This is a genomic window from Mycobacterium sp. SMC-13, from assembly GCF_045311035.1.
Taxonomy (GTDB): Bacteria; Actinomycetota; Actinomycetes; order Mycobacteriales; family Mycobacteriaceae; genus Mycobacterium.
On the sequence record NZ_JBJIAI010000001.1, the window covers coordinates 169,868 to 187,584 of the forward strand.

The following is a 17,717-nucleotide window of genomic DNA, read 5'->3' on the forward strand; positions in this document are numbered from 1 at the left end:
GGTGTCGGCCAAGCCGACCGCGTGGTCAGTCGCCGACAGTGCCGTCGTCGCCGGCTTGGGGATCGGAGAATCCGTCACCGGACTGTTCGGCGAGGAACTGCTCGAACTGTGCGCCGAGTTCGTCGCCGCTGGGTAGTTCCTCGTCACGTGCCAGCAACGACCGATTTTCCTGAGCAGCGACGAACGAATCGTACTGTTGTTCCAGTGCACTGACCACTTGAGCGACTTCGGCGCTGGCCTCCACCTGCTCGCTGATCTTGGCGTACACCTCGGCGCCCGCCTCCGATAGCTCATTCAGCGGAATCTGCAGCGACGCGATCCGGGAGACCTCACCCAGCAATGCCTCGGCGGCGGGCGGATACGCGGTCTGTGCCAGGTAGTGCGGCACATGCACGGTGAAGCCCAGAGCTTCGTGGCCGTGCTGAATGAGCCGGTACTCCAACAGGTTCGACACACTCGCCGGAACCTGGACCTCGCCAACCCACGGCGTGTGATCGGCGATGAGCTCCTTGTTGCCGGCGTGCGCGGTCATGGTGACGGGGCGGGTGTGCGGAACGGCCATGGGGATGGCGCCCAACCCGATGACCTGCCGAACCCCGAGCCGCTCGGCGAGCAGCCGCACCGCGGTGATGAAACGTTCCCAGCGCAGATCCGGCTCCATCCCGGCCAGCAGCAGGAACGGCGTGCCGGCGGTGTCGTGCAGCGCGTACAGGTTCAGCTCGGGATCGTCGTACTTGGTGAAGTGATCGGTGGTGAACGTCATCAGCGGCCGGCGCGACCGGTAATCCAGCAGTTCGTCGATGGCGAACGACGCGACCAATTCGGTGTCGAGCGTGTTCTTCAGGTGCTCGGCGGCCAGCCGGATGGCGTGGCCGGCATCGGAGAAGCCTTCGAGGGCGTGCACCATCACCGGTCCGCGGCCGTCGGCGGCGGACAACTGGGGCGCGGGGAATTCCAGCTCGTACATACCGCTCTGCTCGGGCTGATACTGCTGGCCCCGGCTGTCGTCGGGCCGCTGGCCGCTCGCGTTCCCGTCGTGCTCGCTCACCTTCACACTCCTTGCCGTCGTGCGTTCACATCTCGCCGGATGTGTCTCCTACAAGTGTCGCGCATTCTTGTGTTGTTCCCAGTGTCGGCCCGCAGTACGCATGGTGCACCAGGTGCTGCTCGTGCCGTCGGTATCGGGCAAGATCGGACAGATGCTTCGCACCCGACTGGCCGTGAGCGCATTCGCCGCGCTGCTGGCCACCGCGTGCAGCCCGCCTGCGATCAAGGCCGATCCCCGCGCCGGCGACCCCGGTACGGTCGCCGCCGGCGCGGCCGTGGTCCCGGGACCCCGGCCCGATCCACGCGTCGGCGCGGTGTTCCTGGGCAGCGATTCCGTGCACACCTGCAGTGGCGCGGTGCTCGATTCGCTGGCGGGGAATCTGATCATCACGGCCGCACACTGCCTCGACGCGTCGTTCGACGCGACGTTCGCGCCCGGTTACCGCGGCGGCGTCCCCGGCGACTTCTGGCACATCGATGCGGTGTACCTGGACCCGCGCTGGGTTCGCAGTCAGGACCCGGCAGCCGATTTCGCGATCGCCCGGGTCAGCCACGGCGGCGCGGCCACGACCGAGACGCTGGAACGGCACGCCGGCGGCGGCTTCGTGCTCGGCGCCGCACCGGGCCCCGACGTTCCGATCACGGTGACGGGATACCCGCTCGGTGACGGCGGGGGCCAGGTCAGCTGTAGTGCGCCGACATCGCGCCCCGACCGCGGGTTCCCGGCGCTGCGCTGCCCGGGACTGGTCGACGGCACCAGCGGCTCGCCGTGGGTGTCGGCGACCGAGGTCAGGGGAGTGGTCGGCGGCCTGCAGGGCGGTGGCTGCAGCGGCAACGACCTGTCGTACTCGTCGCCCTTCGATGTGCAGATCCAGGTCCTGTACCAGCGGGCCCAGGAGGGCGGTCCCGCGGACCGCGCCACCGGCGCCCCTGACGACGGCTGCAGCGCCTAGCGTCTGAACTGGTTCAGCGCCCGCAGCTTGTTCATCACGTCGAGCGCGGCGACCTTGTAGGCCTCCGAGAAGGTCGGGTAGTTGAAGACGGCGTCGACCAGGTATTCCACCGTCCCGCCGCACCCCATCACGGCCTGGCCGATGTGGACCAGTTCGGTCGCGTTGGAGCCGAAGATGTGCACGCCGAGCAGCGTCAGGTCCTCGGTGGACACCAGCAGCTTGAGCATGCCGTACGAGTCACCGGCGATCTGCCCGCGCGCCAGTTCGCGGTAGCGCGACACCCCGACCTCGTAGGGAATCGAGCTGTCGGTGAGGTCGACCTCGGTGGCGCCGACGTACGACACCTCGGGAATGGAGTAGATGCCGATCGGCTGCAGGTCGGTCATGCCCTTACAGGGCTCGCCGAACGCGTGGTACGCCGCCAGCCGGCCCTGGTCCATCGAGGTCGCGGCCAGCGCCGGGAAGCCGATGACGTCACCGACGGCGTAGATGTGGTCGACCTTGGTCTGGTAGTTGTCGTCGACGAAAATCCTTCCGCGACTGTCGACCTCGAGGCCCGCCTGGCCGACGTCGAGGTGCTCGGTTTGCCCCTGCCGGCCGGCCGAGTACATCACCGTCTCGGCGGGGATCTGCTTGCCGCTGGCGAGCGTGGTCAAGGTTCCGCCGGGACCCACGTCCACCGCGGTCACCTCTTCGCCGAAACGGAACGTCACCGCGAGGTCGCGCAGATGGAATTTGAGGGACTCGATGATCTCGGAATCGCAGAAGTCCAGCATTGTCGGGCGCTTCTCGATCACGGTCACCTTGGTGCCGAGCGCCGCGAACATCGACGCGTACTCGATACCGATGACTCCCGCGCCGACCACCACCATCGACTGCGGCAGGCTCTTGAGGTCCAGGATCCCGTCGGAGTCCAGGACGCGTTCCTCGTCGAACTTCACCCCGGCCGGGCGGACGGGCTTGGTACCGGTCGCGATGACGACATACCGCGCTCTGATGTTGACGTTCTCGTCGCGGGTGGGGTCCTCGATGACCAGGGTGTGCGGGTCGAGGAACCTGCCGTGGCCTTCGAACAGCTCGACCCCATTGCGCAGCAGCTGGTTGCGGACCACGTCCTGTTCCCGGCCGATGACGTGCGTGGTGCGGCGCAACAGATCGGCGGGGGTGATCCGTTCCTTGACCCGGTAGCTGGAGCCGTACAGTTCGCGCTGGCTCATTCCGGTGAGGTAGACGACCGCCTCACGCAATGTCTTGGACGGGATGGTCCCGGTGTTCACGCAGACCCCGCCGAGCATGCGCCCACGCTCGATGACTGCGACGGATTTTCCCAGCTTGGCGGCGGCGATCGCAGCCTTCTGCCCGCCGGGACCGGATCCGATGACGACGAGGTCGAACTCCTGCGTGGAACCCATGACAGCCAGGTTGGCACGGCACGCGTGATCATGCAGCCGGATCATCGGCGAACTTTGCGGAAACACCACGGGTGCGGCCCGTTATCCACAGATCCGAGTTCATCCACAGCCGGGGCCGCCGGCGGCGTCGGCCGACGATTCCTGACGGACCGTGCTGCCACGTTCAGGGCATGACAACTTTCAGCTCATTCGATTTCCAACTGAACCGGCCCGGCGCCCTGATCGCGGCAGTGCCCGCGGTCCTGGGGTTCGCGCCGGAGAAGTCGCTGGTCCTCGTCACCATCATCGGCGGTGAGATGGGCGCGGTCCTGCGTGTAGACCTCTCGGCAGGATTCTTCGAGGCCCTGCCCGAGGCCCTCGGCCATCTCTCCGACATGGCCGCCGCGGCAGATGCGGACGCGGCCGTCGGGGTGATCGTCGACGAACACGGCGTCGACTGCGTGATGTGCGCGGACATGTATCGCGACGTGACCGACGAACTCGAGGAGGCGCTGGCCGAGCGCGGCATCGAACTGCTCGCGGTGCACGTCGTCGACCGGGTGGCGGCCGGCGGCCGCTGGCAGTGCGCCGACGGCTGCGGGAACGCCGGCGTCGTCGAGGATCCCGAATCGTCACCCGTCACCATGGCCGCGGTGCTCGACGGCCGGCGCCTCTACGCCCGGCGCGCGGACCTCGTCGACGTCGTCGCCGTCACCGACGCGCGGCGTGCCGAGGCGTTGCGGCCGGCGATCGAAAAGCGGTCTGCCACAGTCGATTACCGCGGTCGTCCCGATGCCGAGGTGCGCGCGGATATCGAGCATGCGGTGGCGTGTGCCACCGGGTCCCCGGACGGCTTGCCACTACCCGACGACGATGCGGTGCGCCTGGCGTGCGCGGTGACGGATTGGCGGGTGCGGGACACGCTGTACGCGTTGGCGGTCGGGGAGTGCGCGGCCGCGGCCGAGTCGGTGTGGGCCGCACTGACCCGCACCCTGCCCGCGCCGTGGCGGGTGGAGATATTGGTGTTGCTGGCGTTCAGCGCGTACGCCCGGGGTGACGGACCGCTCGCCGGGGTGGCGTTGCAGGCCGCGCTGGACGTCGACAGCGGGCACCGGATGGCGGGCATGCTCGACGCTGCCCTGCAAAACGGCATGCGACCGGACCGGATCCGCGAGTTGGCGCTGACGGGCTACAAGCTGGCCGAGCGCCTCGGCGTGCAGATGCCGCCGCGGCGCATCTTCGGCAGGTCGGCGTGAGCCTCGTGGGCCCGGTCAGACCTTCTCGACGCGAACCGCGTGCGCCATGTGATGCGGCAACTCGACCTGTTCGTGGCCGGGGATGACGATCAGCACGCTGCCCTGCTCGGTGGCCTGCACGGTGACGCGCGCGTTCGGCACGACGCCGGCGTCCTTGAGCCGGGCGATCAGCTCGGTGTCGCCCTGGACGTGTTCGGTCAGCTGACGCACGCGGACCGCGACCGGGAATCCGGTGGGCAGCTCGGTGAGCCGGACGAGGCTGACGTCGGAGTCACCGGTCGAGATGACGCCGAGTTCGGCGAGGCCGGGGATCGGGTTACCGAACGGGGACGTGGTCGGATTGTCGAGCACCTGGACCAGCCGGCGTTCGACGTCCTCGCTCATCACGTGTTCCCAGCGGCACGCCTCGGCGTGGACTTCCTCCCACGGCAGGCCGATGACATCGACCAGCAGACGCTCGGCAAGCCGGTGCTTGCGCATCACCGACACGGCCAGCGAGCGGCCCTTGTCGGTCAGTTCCAGGTGGCGATCACCGGCGACGTGCAGCAGCCCGTCGCGCTCCATCCGCGACACCGTCTGGCTGACGGTGGGGCCGCTCTGCTCGAGTCGTTCGGCAATGCGCGCACGCAGCGGCACCACGCCCTCTTCTTCGAGGTCGTAGATCGTCCGCAGGTACATCTCGGTCGTATCGATCAGATCGTTCATGCCAAATTCCTCCAGGCCTCCGCCGGTGCCCAGCTTACCGGTTTGGCCGGGTCAACAGGCATCCACCACGGCCGATCGACGCTGTGATTCCTGCGGTGGACAACGGCGGGCAGACCGGCCGGAAAAAACGGTGCCCGCCGGATATTCCGGCGGGCACCAGGGTGTGCAGTTGTTGGGTGGCGGCGATCAGCTCGCGTAGGCCCGCAGGCGCTCGGCGCGCTCGCCGTTGCGGAGCTTCGACATGACCTCGCGCTCGATCTGGCGGACCCGCTCGCGGGACAGGCCGAACAGCTTGCCGATCTGGTCCAGAGTGCGGGGCTGGCCGTCGTCGAGGCCGAACCGCAGCCGGATCACCTGCTGCTCGCGCTCGTCCAAGGTGGCGAGCACGTGCCGGATGTCGGTGTGCAGCAGCTCCGAGATGACGGCGTTCTCTGCGGAGAGCGCCTCGGAGTCCTCGATGAAGTCCCCGAGCGGAGCCTCCTCGTCGGTGCCGACCGGCATGTCCAGGCTCACCGGGTCGCGGCTGTGCTCGAGCAGGTCGTTGATCTTCTCGACCGGGATGCCCGACTCTTCGGCGAGCTCTTCGTCGGTGGCCTCACGTCCCAGGCTCTGGTGCATCTCGCGCTTGATCCGTGCCAGCTTGTTGACCTGCTCCACCAGGTGGACGGGGAGCCGGATGGTCCGGCTCTGGTCGGCCATGCCGCGGGTGATCGCCTGACGAATCCACCAGGTGGCGTACGTCGAGAACTTGAAGCCCTTGGCGTAGTCGAACTTCTCCATCGCCCGGATGAGGCCGAGGTTGCCTTCCTGGATCAGGTCCAGCAGCGGCATGCCGCGGCCGGTGTAACGCTTGGCCAGCGACACCACGAGGCGGAGGTTGGCTTCGAGCAGGTGCCGGCGTGCGGCTTCGCCGTCGCGGACGATGGCGGCCAGGTCACGCTTGCGGTTGTCGCCGAGTCGCTTCTTGGTCTCCAGCAGGTGGGCTGCGTACAGGCCGGCCTCGATGCGCTTGGCCAGTTCCACCTCGTCCTCGGCGTTGAGCAGAGCGGTCTTACCGATGCCGTTCAGGTACACGCGCACCAGGTCCGCGGCGGGACTCTGGGCGTCAAGATCGGAATCGATACGGCTTGTGGTGGCGTTTGCCATTTGCGGCCTCCTGCTCGTGCTCAGCTCGAACTGTCACTTGCTTCAACGCCCCAGCGGCAGGAGAAGTTCCCGAGGCCCTCTCGGCTCATGGCCTCTGACCAGCGGTTTTTCGAGGTCGACCTGAGAATGTCCTTAGAAAGGAGAAAGAAGGAAACTCAGGTAGAGGTCAAGACTCGATATCGCCGTCGATGACTGGGTGCCGGTCCTCGATCGCGGGCCGTTCGGCAGTGGGGAACATCGGCGCCCGGCGGGCCGCGTCGTAGCGGCGCGGTTCCTGCGCGGTGCGCGGCGGGCGGTCGTTGGCGATCAGCACCGCGATCCACGGCAGGGGAATGGATGCGATCAGGATGCCCAGCGAGATCAGGCCGTTGTGCCAGATGCTGTAGGCCAGTGCGGCCAGCAACAGCGCCGGCACGCGGAACGACATGATGGTGAGGTAGCGACGGACGCGCGCGCGGTGCTGCTCCTCATAGGCGGGTGCTGCGCGAGTGATGAGGACCGGCCGACCGTCGTCGTCGAAACTCAGCTCAGGGCCGTGTTTCATACCTCCACTGTCCCACATCTGGCTCAGTGCCGCCGCGACCGGTTCGCCTGAGGTGCCACAATGAATCCATGCAGACCGACACCCTCGAACGCACCGATTCCGATGAACAGGTCGACGACGGTACGGACGACGACCGACCTAAGCATTTCCACTACGTCAAGAAGGACAAGATCGCCGAGAGTGCCGTCATGGGCACCCATGTCGTCGCGCTGTGCGGCGAGGTGTTCCCGGTGACCAAGTCACCCAAGCCCGGGTCGCCCGTGTGCCCGGATTGCAAGCGCATCTACGAACAGATGAAGAAATAGCCGCAACCGGTCAGGCCGGCGGCTCGGCCACCCGCTCGGCGGGTTGATCGGCGGGCTGATCGCCCGTGAGGGTCTCGGCCTTTTCTTCGAGCCATTCGCGCAGGCGTCGGGCGTGGGTGTCCGGCGCCGGCCATTCCTCCTGGATCGCCGCGTTGAGTTCGGCGCCGATCATGATGGCGAAACCCAGCGCGAAGGCGAACAGCAGGAACGCGATCGGCGTCGCGAGCGCGCCGTAGGTGTAGCCGGTCGCGGTGATCCAGGTCAGATAGAACCGCAGGCCCACCGTCGCCACCACGAAGACCACGGTCGCCAGCACTGCGCCGAACAGCAGCCGATGGGTTGGCAGCGGTTGGGGCAGCGCAACGCGATACAGCACGGTCACGGCCAGCACGATGCCCAGCAGTAGCGCGGGCCAGTACCCGTACTTCATCGCGTTGGACCAGGTCTGGGGAATGTGCTGGGCGATCTTCATCGGTCCGATGGCGGCCACCGGGGCCGTCGCGATCACGAACAGCAGCATCACGAGATACAGCCCGAGCGCGTAGAAACGCTGCCGCACCGGGTGGCGCAACGGCGTCTGATCATGGGCCTCGACGACCGCGTCGACGAATGCCGAGATCGCGGACGAGCCCGCCCACAGCGAGATGACGAACCCGAGGGACACCACCTCGCCGCGGGCGCCCACGGCGATGTCGCGGACCGTGGGCTGGATGATCTCGTTGATCACGTTCGGCGAGAAGAAGTTCTTCGCCGTCCCGATCAGTTGTTCCTGGATCATCGGCAGCGTCTCGGGGCCGAACAACGGCGCCACGTACGCCAAGCTGCCCAGCATGCCCAGCAGCAAGGGCGGTAGGGACAGTGCCGACCAGAACGCAGCCTGAGCCGACTCGGAAAAGATCGAGTCGTCCCAGCTTTTCGACAGTGCGCGTCGGATGACCCGTAACACGTGGTGACGTGTCGGCTTGATCGGCTTCGTCTGGTCGTTCATGACCAGACCAGCATTACCGAAGAGATCCCATCAGGACCGTATTTGAGGTGGCCGGCGGGTCACTCGGTCTCGGCGCTGACCACCAGCACGGCGGCGAGCTCGACCAGCTTGGATTCGTGCTCGTTGGCGTGGTGCTGGCAGAACAGGAGCTCCATGCCGGACGGCAGGGTAGCGCGAACGCGGGCGGCAGCGCCGCACCGGTCACAGCGGTCGGCCCGTGTCAGTGCCGGGCCCGTCAGAGTTGCGTTCATGGCGCCTCCTTCTGCTCGTCGCCGCCTGGGCGCTTTGCCGGTTACACATCTCTACTCTCTCAGACGATTTGGATTCCAGCGTTGTTCCCCAGGTGTTCACGGGTGTGTCGTGTCTCACCTATCGTTGGAGTTGCGGGCGCGGCAGGCTGACCGCATGATCGCCGCGCCCACAGTCCTGGTCCATCTGTGTAGTGAAACGGATTGGGCGCGTGCCCAGTTCGATGGCGAGCTCAGACCACCCTCACTCGACGAGGTGGGGTTCGTGCACCTGTCGGCTCCGGAACAGGTCCACCTGCCGGCCAATCGGCTCTACCGCGGGCAGTCCGACCTGCTGCTCTTGGTCTGTGACCCGGACCTGCTGGGGTCGCCGGTTCGCTGGGAGCCCGGGGTGCCGACGGATCCGGCCTCGATGCTCTTCCCGCATCTGTACGGTGCCCTGCCCGCCGGCGCGGTGACGCGCACCGTGCCCTACCGGCCTGACGCCGAGGGCGTTTTCCCAGTTCTGCCGGCAAATTTCGGGGCCGGCGCCGTTGGTTAACGGAAAATGAACGACAGTGTGAGAAATCTGTCCACTCATCGGGATTGTGGCCCGAGTCACCGTCCGGGGATTGACACGATCGCGCGCGTAAATATCCCCGACACGGTGAGGACATGATCAACCACACGAATTCTGAAGACGCGACGGGTAAGCGCCGTCGCGCAAGAGGACTGAAGGGACTCGGTGTCGCACTGACGGCGAGCGCCCTTCTGGTCATGTCGGCGCTGCCGGCATGGGCGGCCGAGAACATGACGATCACGTTCATCCGGCACGGTCAGTCGTACGGCAATACGTCGGGCAACATCGACACCCAGGTGCCGGGCCCGGTCCTGACGCCGGACGGTCAGCAGCAGGCCAAGGACATCGCGGCCAAGCTGGGCGACCGGAACTTCGATGCCATCTACGCGTCCACGATGGTTCGGACGCAGCAGACGGCGACGCCGTTGTCGCAGTACCTCGGTCTGCCGATCCAGGTGTTGCCGGGTCTGCAGGAGATCGAAGCCGGCAAGTACGAAGGCACCCCGGAGCGCGCGGGCATCTTCGGCTACCTGACGGCACCGCTGGCGTGGGCAGGCATCACCGTGACGCCGCCGCCGAACATCGCCTTCAACCCGACCACCCCGAACCTGGACGCGTTCATCCCGTCCGCGGCCGATCCGACCACCGGTCTGAACGGTCACCAGTTCGAGGACCGGGTCAACGGCGCGTTGCAGAAGATCTACGACAACGGCGACCGCAACGCCGCGGTGTTCTCGCACGGCGGCACCATCATGATCTGGACGATGATGAACGCCAAGAACCTGAGCGCCGAACAGAAGATCATGCTGTTCACCCAGCATCCGCTGGGTAACACGGGCGTTGTCGTCGTCGAGGGCAACCCCGAGGACGGCTGGAACCTGGTCGAGTGGAACGGCGTCAAGATCGCCGGCATGCAGAAGGGCCCGATCGAGAACGTGCTGACGCAGGTCCGCACGCTGTCGCGTCAGCTCAACTCGGTGGTGCAGGACGTCGCCGCGGCGTTCCAGACCGGAAACGTCGGCAAGATCCTGACCGCGATCAACCACGGTGCCGCGGACGCGCTGTTCTCGACGGCCAAGTTCGTCCGGGCCATCAACGCCCAGGTCATCGGCGGGGTCACCACGGCCATCGACAACCTGCAGAAGAAGCTGGCCCCGCCGGCTCCGGCTGCGGGCACGCAGACCACCGCCCCGACCTCGGGTGCTGCGGTCTCGCCGGCCGCGTTCTCGGCTCCGGCTCCGGTTGCGGCCAAGGCTCCGGCCGCGGCGCAGGCGGGCGACTCGCCGGCCAAGGTTGCCGACGCTCCGGCGTCGGACAACAAGGTTGACGGTCAGGTCAAGGCCGACGAGGCCAAGGCCGACGCCGACGCCGCCAAGGCGGAGGGGCAAGCCAAGGCCGACGACGCCAAGGCCGGCGCCGATGCCGCCAAGGCGGAGGGCCAGGCCAAAGCCGACGAGGCCAAGACCAAGGCTGACGCCAAGAAGGCTGCGGCCGAGGCCAAGAAGGCCGCTGCCAAGGCCAAGGCCGAGGAGAAGAAGGCTGCCGCCGAGGCCAAGAAGGCGGAGGCCAAGGCCAAGGCTGACGCCAAGAAGGCTGCCGCCGAGGCCAAGAAGGCTGAGGCGAAGGCCAAGGCAGAGTCTGCGAAGGCCACTGCCGGCGCAGGCGCTGGAAGCGCCGACTGACAGCTCGCTGTCGGGTAACCACAGATCGGCCCCCTTCTCCCTCGGGAAGGGGGCCGATTTGCGTCGTCGAAGTTTCGTCAATTGTGACGAAACCTGTCCACTGGCCGGGATTGTGGCCTGTATCACCATTACCGGGCTGGCACTGCCGCGCGGGTAAATATCCCCCGAGACAGTGAGGACATCATTAACCACACAAATTCAGGCGCGGGACATCGTCGTCGCGCGCGTGGGCTGAAGGGACTCGGTGTCGCTCTGACCGCGGGCGCCCTTCTGGTCATGTCGGCGCTGCCGGCATGGGCAGCCGAGAACATGACGATCACGTTCATCCGGCACGGTCAGTCGTACGGCAACCTGTCGGGGGTCGGTGACACCTCGACACCCGGGCCGACGCTGACCGACCTCGGCCAGCAGCAGGCCAAGGACATCGCGGCCAAACTCGGCGACAACAACTACGACGCGATCTACGCCTCGACGATGGTCCGGACGCAGCAGACGGCCGTGCCCATGTCGCAGTATCTGGGTCTGCCGATCACGGTGTTGCCGGGCATCCAGGAGATCGAAGCCGGCATGTACGAGGGCACGCCCGAACGGGCAGCGCTGTTCGGCTACCTGACGGCTCCGCTGGCGTGGGCGGGTCTGTCGGTGACCCCGCCGCCGAACGTCAGCTTCAACCCGATCACCCCGAACCTGGACGCGTTCATCCCGAGCGCACCGGGTAGCACCACGGGCCTCAACGGACATCAGTTCCAGGACCGTGTCAACGGTGCGCTGCAGACGATCTACGACAACGGCGACCGCAATGCGGCGGTGTTCTCGCACGGCGGCACCATCATGATCTGGACGATGATGAACGCCAAGAATCTGAGCGTCGAGCAGAAGATCATGCTGTTCACCCAGCATCCGTTGTCCAACACCAACTACGTCGTCGTCGAGGGCAACCCCGAGGTCGGCTGGAACCTGGTGAACTGGAACGGCGTCGAGATCGCCGGCATGCAGAAGGGCCCGATCGAGCAGGTGCTGACGCAGGTCCGCACCCTGACCCGTCAGCTCGGCGGTGTGGTGCAGGACGTCGCCACGGCGTTCAAGACCGGTGACGTCGGCAAGATCCTGACCGCGATCAACCATGGTGCGGCCGACGCGCTGTTCTCGACGGCCAAGTTCGCGCGCGCCATCAATGCCCAGGTCATCGGCGGGGTCACCACGGCCATCAACAACCTGCAGAAGAAGCTGCACCCGCCGGCGCCTGCGGCCGGCACCGAGGCTCCGGCTGCGCACTCGGGTGCAGCGGTGTCGCCGGCCGCGTTCTCGGGTCCGGCTCCGGCTCCGGTTGCGGCCAAGGCCCCGGCCGCGGCGCAGGCGGGCGACTCGCCGGCCAAGGTGGCGGACGCTCCGGCTTCCGATGCCAAGGCTGCCGAGGTCAAGCCTGCGGAGGTCAAGGGCGACGCGGTGAAGGTCGACGCGAACGCCAAGGCCGACGACAAACAGGCCGACCAGGCCAAGGTCGACGGGCCCACCAAGGCCGAGGCCGCCAAGGCCAAGGCCGAGGCGAAGAAGGCTGCGGCCGAAGCCAAGAAGGCCGCTGCCAAGGCCAAGGCAGAGGAGAAGAAGGCGGCAGCCAAGGCCAAGGCCGACGCCAAGAAGGCCGCGGCTGCCGAGAAGGCGGCCGCCAAGGCCGACGCGGCAAAGGCGCACGCCACTGCCGGCGCGGCCGGCACCGACTGACGGTCACCGTCGCGCGATCGGCCCCCTGCTCCGCGGAGGAGGGGGCCGATTCGTGTCAGCTGTCCGAGCGGGCGGCCAGCAGCAGGTCTCTGGTGATCTCCATGTGCCCGACGTGCTGCGCGATGTCGTGCAGGATGTGCAGCAGCGTCCACTCCGGGCTCGCCGTGGCCAGCACCGAGGCGCGCGTGGTGCCGCCGCGCACCCCGTCGGCCAGCTCGCGGTCCCGGATGCCCTCGGTGACCGCCACCTCGACCCAGCCGGGGAAGCACTGCTGCAGGGCCGTCAGCCGTGCCAGCAGCTCGTCGACCGGCCCGGTGGCGGTGAACTCGCTGTCGCGGTCGCGCGGGATGCGTTGTCCGGCAATGAAAGAGCCGGCCCAGTAGTCGACCACACCGATGCAGTGGTTGACGATGGCGTAGCAGCTGTTCGCACCGGGCAGGTCGGGCCGGCGGTTGGCGAGGTCGTCACCGAGCACGGTGAGGATGTCGGCCATCGCGGCGAAGCATTCGGACGAGACGTCCAGCATGGCCTGGCCCAGCGGGTGCTGCGAGATCGGCATGCACGAAAGCCTTTCACACACAGGACTTTTCCCGCTTCCGGTTTTTCGGGGGTGTCGCGCACGCGGCCGCTGGAACCCACGCAGACGACGACTGCCCCGACACCGGAGTTTCGGGGCAGTCGTCGTTGAAGCGGGGGACTAGTCCAGGTAGTCGCGCAGAACCTGCGAGCGCGACGGGTGCCGCAGCTTGCTCATGGTCTTGGACTCGATCTGGCGGATGCGCTCACGGGTGACGCCGTAGACCTGGCCGATTTCGTCCAGCGTGCGCGGCTGGCCGTCGGTCAGCCCGAACCGCAGGCGGACGACGCCGGCCTCGCGCTCGGACAGGGTCTCCAGCACCGACTGCAGCTGGTCCTGCAGCAGCGTGAACGACACGGCGTCCACGGCCACGACGGCCTCGCTGTCCTCGATGAAGTCACCGAGCTGGCTGTCGCCTTCGTCGCCGATGGTCTGGTCCAGCGAGATGGGCTCACGCGCGTACTGCTGGATTTCCAGCACCTTCTCCGGCGTGATGTCCATTTCCTTGGCGAGCTCTTCGGGCGTGGGTTCGCGACCCAGGTCCTGCAGCAGCTCACGCTGGATACGGCCGAGCTTGTTGATGACCTCGACCATGTGCACCGGGATACGGATGGTGCGGGCCTGGTCGGCCATGGCGCGGGTGATGGCCTGACGGATCCACCAGGTGGCGTACGTCGAGAACTTGTAGCCCTTGGTGTAATCGAACTTCTCGACCGCGCGGATCAGGCCCAGGTTGCCTTCCTGGATGAGGTCCAGGAACGCCATGCCACGGCCGGTGTAGCGCTTGGCCAGCGACACCACCAGACGCAGGTTGGCTTCCAGCAGGTGGTTCTTGGCGCGGTCGCCGTCGCGGCAGATCCACTGCATGTCGCGACGCTGCGCGGCGGGCAGCTTCTCGCCCTTCTCCATCAGCTCGGACATGAGCTGCGTGGCGTAGAGGCCGGCTTCGATGCGCTTGGCGAGCTCGACCTCCTCCTCGGCGTTCAGCAGCGCGACCTTGCCGATCTGCTTGAGGTAGGCACGCACCGAGTCGGCGGACGCGGTGAGCTCGGCATCCTTGCGGGCCTGCCGCAGCGCCTCGGACTCTTCCTCGTCCCAGACGAAGTCGCCGGAGGCCTTGTCCTTCTCGGACGGCTCGTCGGCGTCGTCGCCGTCGGCGGCCTTCGGCGCGGCCTTGGTGCCTTCGGTGTTGGCTTCGGCTTCGGACTCGCCTTCTTCGGCGTCGTCCTCGTCGTCATCGTCACTGACGTCGTCGTCGGCCTCGAGGTCGTCGTCGAGTTCCAGGTCGGCGTCGTCGACGTCGATCTCGTCGGGTTCGACGGCGAGGTCGTCGACATCGGTCACGTCGTCAGCGACGCCACCGTCCTCGGGCTTGGTGGCGGCCTTCGCCGCGCGCTTGGCGGGCGCCTTCGCGGCGGCCTTCTTCGCGGGTGCCTTGGCGGCACGCTTGGCCGGCGCAGCCTTGGCGGCGGCCTTCTTCGCGGGGGCTTTGGTGGTGCGCTTCACCGGCTCGTCGGCTGTCTCGCTGGCTTTGGTCGCTACCACGGCCACCCTTTCGGTCTTTCGTACAACGGTGGCGTGGGCATGCGCCACCGAAAAGCGTCGGCTGTCGAATATTGGCGTCGATCTTCGATCGGATGATCACCGCTATCCGTTCAGGCGGCCGCCGTTGACCATTGTAACGACATAGTGGCCAGAAGCCGTATCAGCGCCGGTCTCGGAGCGTTGGCGGCCGTCAACGGCCCGTCAATGGCGATGCAAGGCGCCGTCGGCGGCCATCGCGGCGCCGACGATGCCGGCCGAATTCTGCAGCGTCGCGGCGACCACCGGGGTGCGGTTCTTCAGCAGCGGCACCCACTTGTCCGCCTTCTTGCTGATGCCGCCGCCGACGATGAACAGGTCCGGCCAGATGGCGTTCTCCACCGCCACCAGCACCTTGGTGACCTCCTCGGTCCAGCGCTCGTACGACCAGTCCTTGCGTTCCTTGACCGACGACGCGGCCCGGTGCTCGGCCTCCTTGCCGCCGACCTCGATGTGCCCGAACTCGGTGTTGGGCAACAGGACCCCGTCGTAGATCACCGCCGAGCCGATGCCCGTGCCGAACGTCAGCAGCACGACCAGTCCGCTCACCTCGCGGCCCGCGCCGAACTTCTCCTCCGCCAGTCCGGCCGCGTCCGCGTCGTTGAGCACCGTCACGTCCTGGCCGTCCAGCCGCGAGGCGAACATGTCCCGCACGTTGGTGCCGATCCAGCTGCTGTCGACGTTGGCCGCGGTCCGCACGATGCCCTCGGTCACCACGCCCGGATACGTGACGCCCAGTGGTCCGGTCCAGCCGAACTCACGCACGACGGCGGCCACGGTCTCCGACACGGCTTCGGGCGTCGCCGGCTGCGGGGTGGGGAGGCGGAAGCGCTCGCCGATCAGCTGGCCGGTGTCGAGGTCGACGATGCCGCCTTTGACGCCGCTGCCGCCGACATCGATCCCCAGCGCTCGATGCTGTGAGGCGTCGGTCGCGGCGGTGGGCGTCTCGGTCATCTGCACTCCTTGGAGGGGGTGGGCAAGAGGGCGCGACCCACACCCTAACCGCGTGTGCTGCGATAGGTGTCATGACAGCACGCGAACCCGGAAGTGGCACCGCACCTGCTGCACTGCGCGCACTCGCCGAGCAGTTGGCCACAGAGGCCGCCGCCTTCGTCCGCCGGCGGCGCGCCGAGGTTTTCGCCGGCGTTCAGCAGGACGACGGCGCGGTGCGCACCAAGAGCAGCCCGACCGATCCGGTGACCGTCGTCGACACCGAGACCGAGCGGCTGTTGCGTGAGCGCCTGGCAGTGCTGCGACCGGACGACGCGATCCTCGGCGAGGAGGAGGGTGGCGCGGCGCGGGCGGCCGCCGGCGTGCCGGTGTGGGTGCTCGACCCCATCGACGGCACCGTGAACTTCATGTACGGGCTTGGCGCCTACGCGGTGTCGGTCGGGGTGCAGATCGACGGCGTGTCCGTCGCCGGTGCGGTGGCCAACGCCGCGACCGGAGAGGTGTTCTCGGCCGCGCGCGGCCACGGGGCCGTGGCGACGCGGGACGGGGTGCGGGAAACCTTGCGCTGCAACGTCATCGACGAGCTCCCGATGGCGCTGGTGGCGACCGGGTTCGCCTACGCGCGGGAGCGGCGGCGGCAGCAGGCCCGCGCGGTGGCCGAGCTGCTGGCCGAGGTGCGGGACATCCGCCGGGTCGGGTCGTGCGCCCTGGATCTGTGCATGGTGGCCGCCGGCCGGCTCGACGCGTATTTCGAATCCGGTGTGCACGTGTGGGATTGGGCGGCCGCGGCCCTGGTCGCCGAGGAGGCGGGCGCCGTCGTGCGGCTGCCCGCACCGGGTGCGGACGACGACGATCTGGTCATCGCCGCGGCGCCCGGCGTGGCCGCAGCGCTGACCGGGCATCTGGAGCGGGTCGACTATCGCTAGCAGGTCCCGCTGTGGATCTTCGGCAGCAGCGAGGTGTCTGCCGGCTGCGTGGCGTCCGGCTTCAGGCTGGCCAGCATGGCCTCGATGTCGTCACTGTGGGCGAGTTCGTTGAACTCGGTGCCGATCGCGAGGTCGACGGAGTCGTCGGGGCGCTGGTCCTGGAACAGCTGGGTGCACGGCGCCACCAGCCACAGCGCGGCGGCCGCGGACTTACCGGCCGGGCCGAACCGGATCTGGCCCTGGCATTCCATGCGGGTGCTGGCGTACACCGGGTCGTTGCTCGCCGCCGGCTGGCCGAATCCGAGGTCGCGCAGCTCACCGGCGACCTCGCTGGCCTGGCCGCCCTGGCCGCTGGCGTTGAGCACCTTGATCTTGGTGTCGGCGAGCTTGGCCGGCACCACGTTGACCATCGAGGACTGCGACACCTCGTCGCCGAGCTTCGGCTGGTTCGGCTCGGTGGGCGCGGGTGGGGGATTGCAGGTGATCGCCTGGTGGATTTCGGCGGGCTGGTTCGCGACGACGAGCCACGCGATGAGCGTCGCCACGGCCAGCACCGCGAACAGCACGGCGGCGGGCACGTAATTGCGGCGGCGGAACGGCCGACCGTGCTTGTCGAAGGCCGTGCCCTCGGTGATTTGTGCGACCACATGAGCACTCTAGATGCACCGCACCCTGCATGATTGCCGACCACCTCTTGCTTATGTGATGCAAATCACATATAGTCGGCGCGCTTTTCGGGCACGAATCGTTTGGCGGAAGCGTTCGACGCTGGTACAAAGCTCTGCTGCAAGGTAACGGAGGGGATGACCATGGCTACCGATTACGACGCCCCGCGGCGTTCTGAGACTGACGAGGTGTCCGAGGACTCTCTGGAGGAGCTGAAAGCACGGCGCAACGAAGCACAGTCCGCCGTCGTCGACGTCGATGAGACCGACTCGGCCGAGAACTTCGAGTTGCCCGGCGCTGACCTGTCGGGCGAGGAACTCTCGGTCCGCGTGGTGCCCAAGCAGGCCGATGAGTTCACCTGCTCGAGCTGTTTCCTGGTGCAACACCGCAGCCGTCTCGCCAGCGAGAAGAACGGCGTGATGATCTGCACCGACTGCGCCGCCTGAGGATTCACGTTCACGTCAGTGGCC

At 67.6% G+C, this 17,717-nt stretch carries 19 protein-coding genes; 8 read left to right on the forward strand and 11 right to left on the reverse strand.

Going from position 1 to position 17,717, the window contains the following annotated elements; genetic code table 11:
- Window positions 1–25: 25 nt before the first annotated feature.
- Window positions 26–967, reverse strand: coding sequence for a PAC2 family protein (locus ACJH6I_RS00840; protein ID WP_318984616.1), 942 nt, complete (start codon window positions 965–967; stop codon window positions 26–28).
- Window positions 968–1,148: 181 nt separating this feature from the next.
- On the opposite strand from ACJH6I_RS00840, the gene ACJH6I_RS00845 reads away from it, so the two are divergent.
- Window positions 1,149–2,000 (forward strand): serine protease, encoded by an 852-nt coding sequence (locus ACJH6I_RS00845; protein ID WP_318984394.1) that lies wholly within the window; start codon window positions 1,149–1,151, stop codon window positions 1,998–2,000.
- Here ACJH6I_RS00845 and sthA read toward each other — a convergent pair.
- Window positions 1,997–3,412 (reverse strand): Si-specific NAD(P)(+) transhydrogenase, encoded by a 1,416-nt coding sequence (gene sthA / locus ACJH6I_RS00850; RefSeq protein ID WP_212811715.1) that lies wholly within the window; start codon window positions 3,410–3,412, stop codon window positions 1,997–1,999. The two genes, ACJH6I_RS00845 and sthA, sit on opposite strands and share 4 nt — an antisense overlap.
- 170 nt (window positions 3,413–3,582) lie before the next feature.
- On the opposite strand from sthA, the gene ACJH6I_RS00855 reads away from it, so the two are divergent.
- Complete coding sequence (locus tag ACJH6I_RS00855) at window positions 3,583–4,647, forward strand: DUF4192 domain-containing protein (RefSeq protein ID WP_318984395.1); 1,065 nt, start codon at window positions 3,583–3,585, stop codon at window positions 4,645–4,647.
- Window positions 4,648–4,662: 15 nt separating this feature from the next.
- On the opposite strand, the gene ACJH6I_RS00860 is transcribed toward ACJH6I_RS00855, so the two are convergent.
- The 3 genes from ACJH6I_RS00860 to ACJH6I_RS00870 form a co-directional block, all read right to left on the reverse strand.
- A complete protein-coding gene (locus ACJH6I_RS00860) occupies window positions 4,663–5,352 on the reverse strand; it encodes a metal-dependent transcriptional regulator (protein ID WP_212811713.1) in 690 nt (229 codons plus the stop codon).
- Between the two features lie 186 nt (window positions 5,353–5,538).
- Window positions 5,539–6,498 carry a sigma-70 family RNA polymerase sigma factor gene (locus ACJH6I_RS00865; RefSeq protein WP_212811712.1) on the reverse strand — a complete coding sequence of 320 codons (960 nt, stop codon included), beginning with the start codon at window positions 6,496–6,498 and terminating at the stop codon, window positions 5,539–5,541.
- 166 nt (window positions 6,499–6,664) lie between these two features.
- Window positions 6,665–7,060 (reverse strand): DUF3099 domain-containing protein, encoded by a 396-nt coding sequence (locus ACJH6I_RS00870; protein ID WP_406783588.1) that lies wholly within the window; start codon window positions 7,058–7,060, stop codon window positions 6,665–6,667.
- Window positions 7,061–7,110: 50 nt separating this feature from the next.
- Between ACJH6I_RS00870 and ACJH6I_RS00875 the strand changes: the two genes are divergently transcribed.
- Window positions 7,111–7,347 carry a DUF3039 domain-containing protein gene (locus tag ACJH6I_RS00875; protein ID WP_029105322.1) on the forward strand — a complete coding sequence of 79 codons (237 nt, stop codon included), beginning with the start codon at window positions 7,111–7,113 and terminating at the stop codon, window positions 7,345–7,347.
- Between the two features lie 10 nt (window positions 7,348–7,357).
- On the opposite strand, the gene ACJH6I_RS00880 is transcribed toward ACJH6I_RS00875, so the two are convergent.
- Together ACJH6I_RS00880 and ACJH6I_RS00885 are read right to left on the reverse strand one after the other, a co-directional pair.
- The gene (locus ACJH6I_RS00880; RefSeq protein WP_212811710.1) at window positions 7,358–8,335 is read right to left on the reverse strand and encodes a YihY/virulence factor BrkB family protein; all 978 of its coding nucleotides are present in this window, start codon (window positions 8,333–8,335) and stop codon (window positions 7,358–7,360) included.
- Between the two features lie 59 nt (window positions 8,336–8,394).
- Complete coding sequence (locus tag ACJH6I_RS00885; protein WP_212811709.1) at window positions 8,395–8,586, reverse strand: hypothetical protein; 192 nt, start codon at window positions 8,584–8,586, stop codon at window positions 8,395–8,397.
- Between the two features lie 154 nt (window positions 8,587–8,740).
- On the opposite strand from ACJH6I_RS00885, the gene ACJH6I_RS00890 reads away from it, so the two are divergent.
- From ACJH6I_RS00890 to ACJH6I_RS00900, 3 genes are all read left to right on the forward strand, one after another.
- Complete coding sequence (locus tag ACJH6I_RS00890) at window positions 8,741–9,124, forward strand: DUF952 domain-containing protein (protein ID WP_318984396.1); 384 nt, start codon at window positions 8,741–8,743, stop codon at window positions 9,122–9,124.
- A 113-nt stretch (window positions 9,125–9,237) separates the two neighbouring features.
- The gene (locus ACJH6I_RS00895; protein ID WP_318984397.1) at window positions 9,238–10,824 is read left to right on the forward strand and encodes a histidine phosphatase family protein; all 1,587 of its coding nucleotides are present in this window, start codon (window positions 9,238–9,240) and stop codon (window positions 10,822–10,824) included.
- Window positions 10,825–11,100: 276 nt separating this feature from the next.
- Window positions 11,101–12,546, forward strand: coding sequence for a histidine phosphatase family protein (locus ACJH6I_RS00900; RefSeq protein WP_318984398.1), 1,446 nt, complete (start codon window positions 11,101–11,103; stop codon window positions 12,544–12,546).
- 55 nt (window positions 12,547–12,601) lie between these two features.
- Here the strand turns inward: ACJH6I_RS00900 and ACJH6I_RS00905 are convergent, their stop codons facing one another.
- The 3 genes from ACJH6I_RS00905 to ppgK form a co-directional block, all read right to left on the reverse strand.
- Window positions 12,602–13,105, reverse strand: coding sequence for a DUF664 domain-containing protein (locus tag ACJH6I_RS00905; RefSeq protein WP_318984399.1), 504 nt, complete (start codon window positions 13,103–13,105; stop codon window positions 12,602–12,604).
- Window positions 13,106–13,243: 138 nt separating this feature from the next.
- Window positions 13,244–14,668, reverse strand: coding sequence for an RNA polymerase sigma factor (locus ACJH6I_RS00910; protein ID WP_406783704.1), 1,425 nt, complete (start codon window positions 14,666–14,668; stop codon window positions 13,244–13,246).
- Window positions 14,669–14,869: 201 nt separating this feature from the next.
- Window positions 14,870–15,658 carry a polyphosphate--glucose phosphotransferase gene (gene ppgK, locus ACJH6I_RS00915; protein ID WP_064984481.1) on the reverse strand — a complete coding sequence of 263 codons (789 nt, stop codon included), beginning with the start codon at window positions 15,656–15,658 and terminating at the stop codon, window positions 14,870–14,872.
- A 71-nt stretch (window positions 15,659–15,729) separates the two neighbouring features.
- Here ppgK and ACJH6I_RS00920 point away from each other — a divergent pair, with 71 nt between their 5' ends.
- Window positions 15,730–16,581, forward strand: coding sequence for an inositol monophosphatase family protein (locus tag ACJH6I_RS00920; RefSeq protein ID WP_318984401.1), 852 nt, complete (start codon window positions 15,730–15,732; stop codon window positions 16,579–16,581).
- On the opposite strand, the gene cei is transcribed toward ACJH6I_RS00920, so the two are convergent.
- Window positions 16,578–17,228 (reverse strand): envelope integrity protein Cei, encoded by a 651-nt coding sequence (cei, locus tag ACJH6I_RS00925; RefSeq protein ID WP_318984402.1) that lies wholly within the window; start codon window positions 17,226–17,228, stop codon window positions 16,578–16,580. The two genes, ACJH6I_RS00920 and cei, sit on opposite strands and share 4 nt — an antisense overlap.
- A 162-nt stretch (window positions 17,229–17,390) precedes the next feature.
- On the opposite strand from cei, the gene ACJH6I_RS00930 reads away from it, so the two are divergent.
- Window positions 17,391–17,693: a DUF4193 domain-containing protein gene (locus ACJH6I_RS00930; RefSeq protein ID WP_029105318.1), complete on the forward strand. Its 303-nt coding sequence runs from the start codon at window positions 17,391–17,393 to the stop codon at window positions 17,691–17,693.
- Window positions 17,694–17,717: the final 24 nt, after the last annotated feature.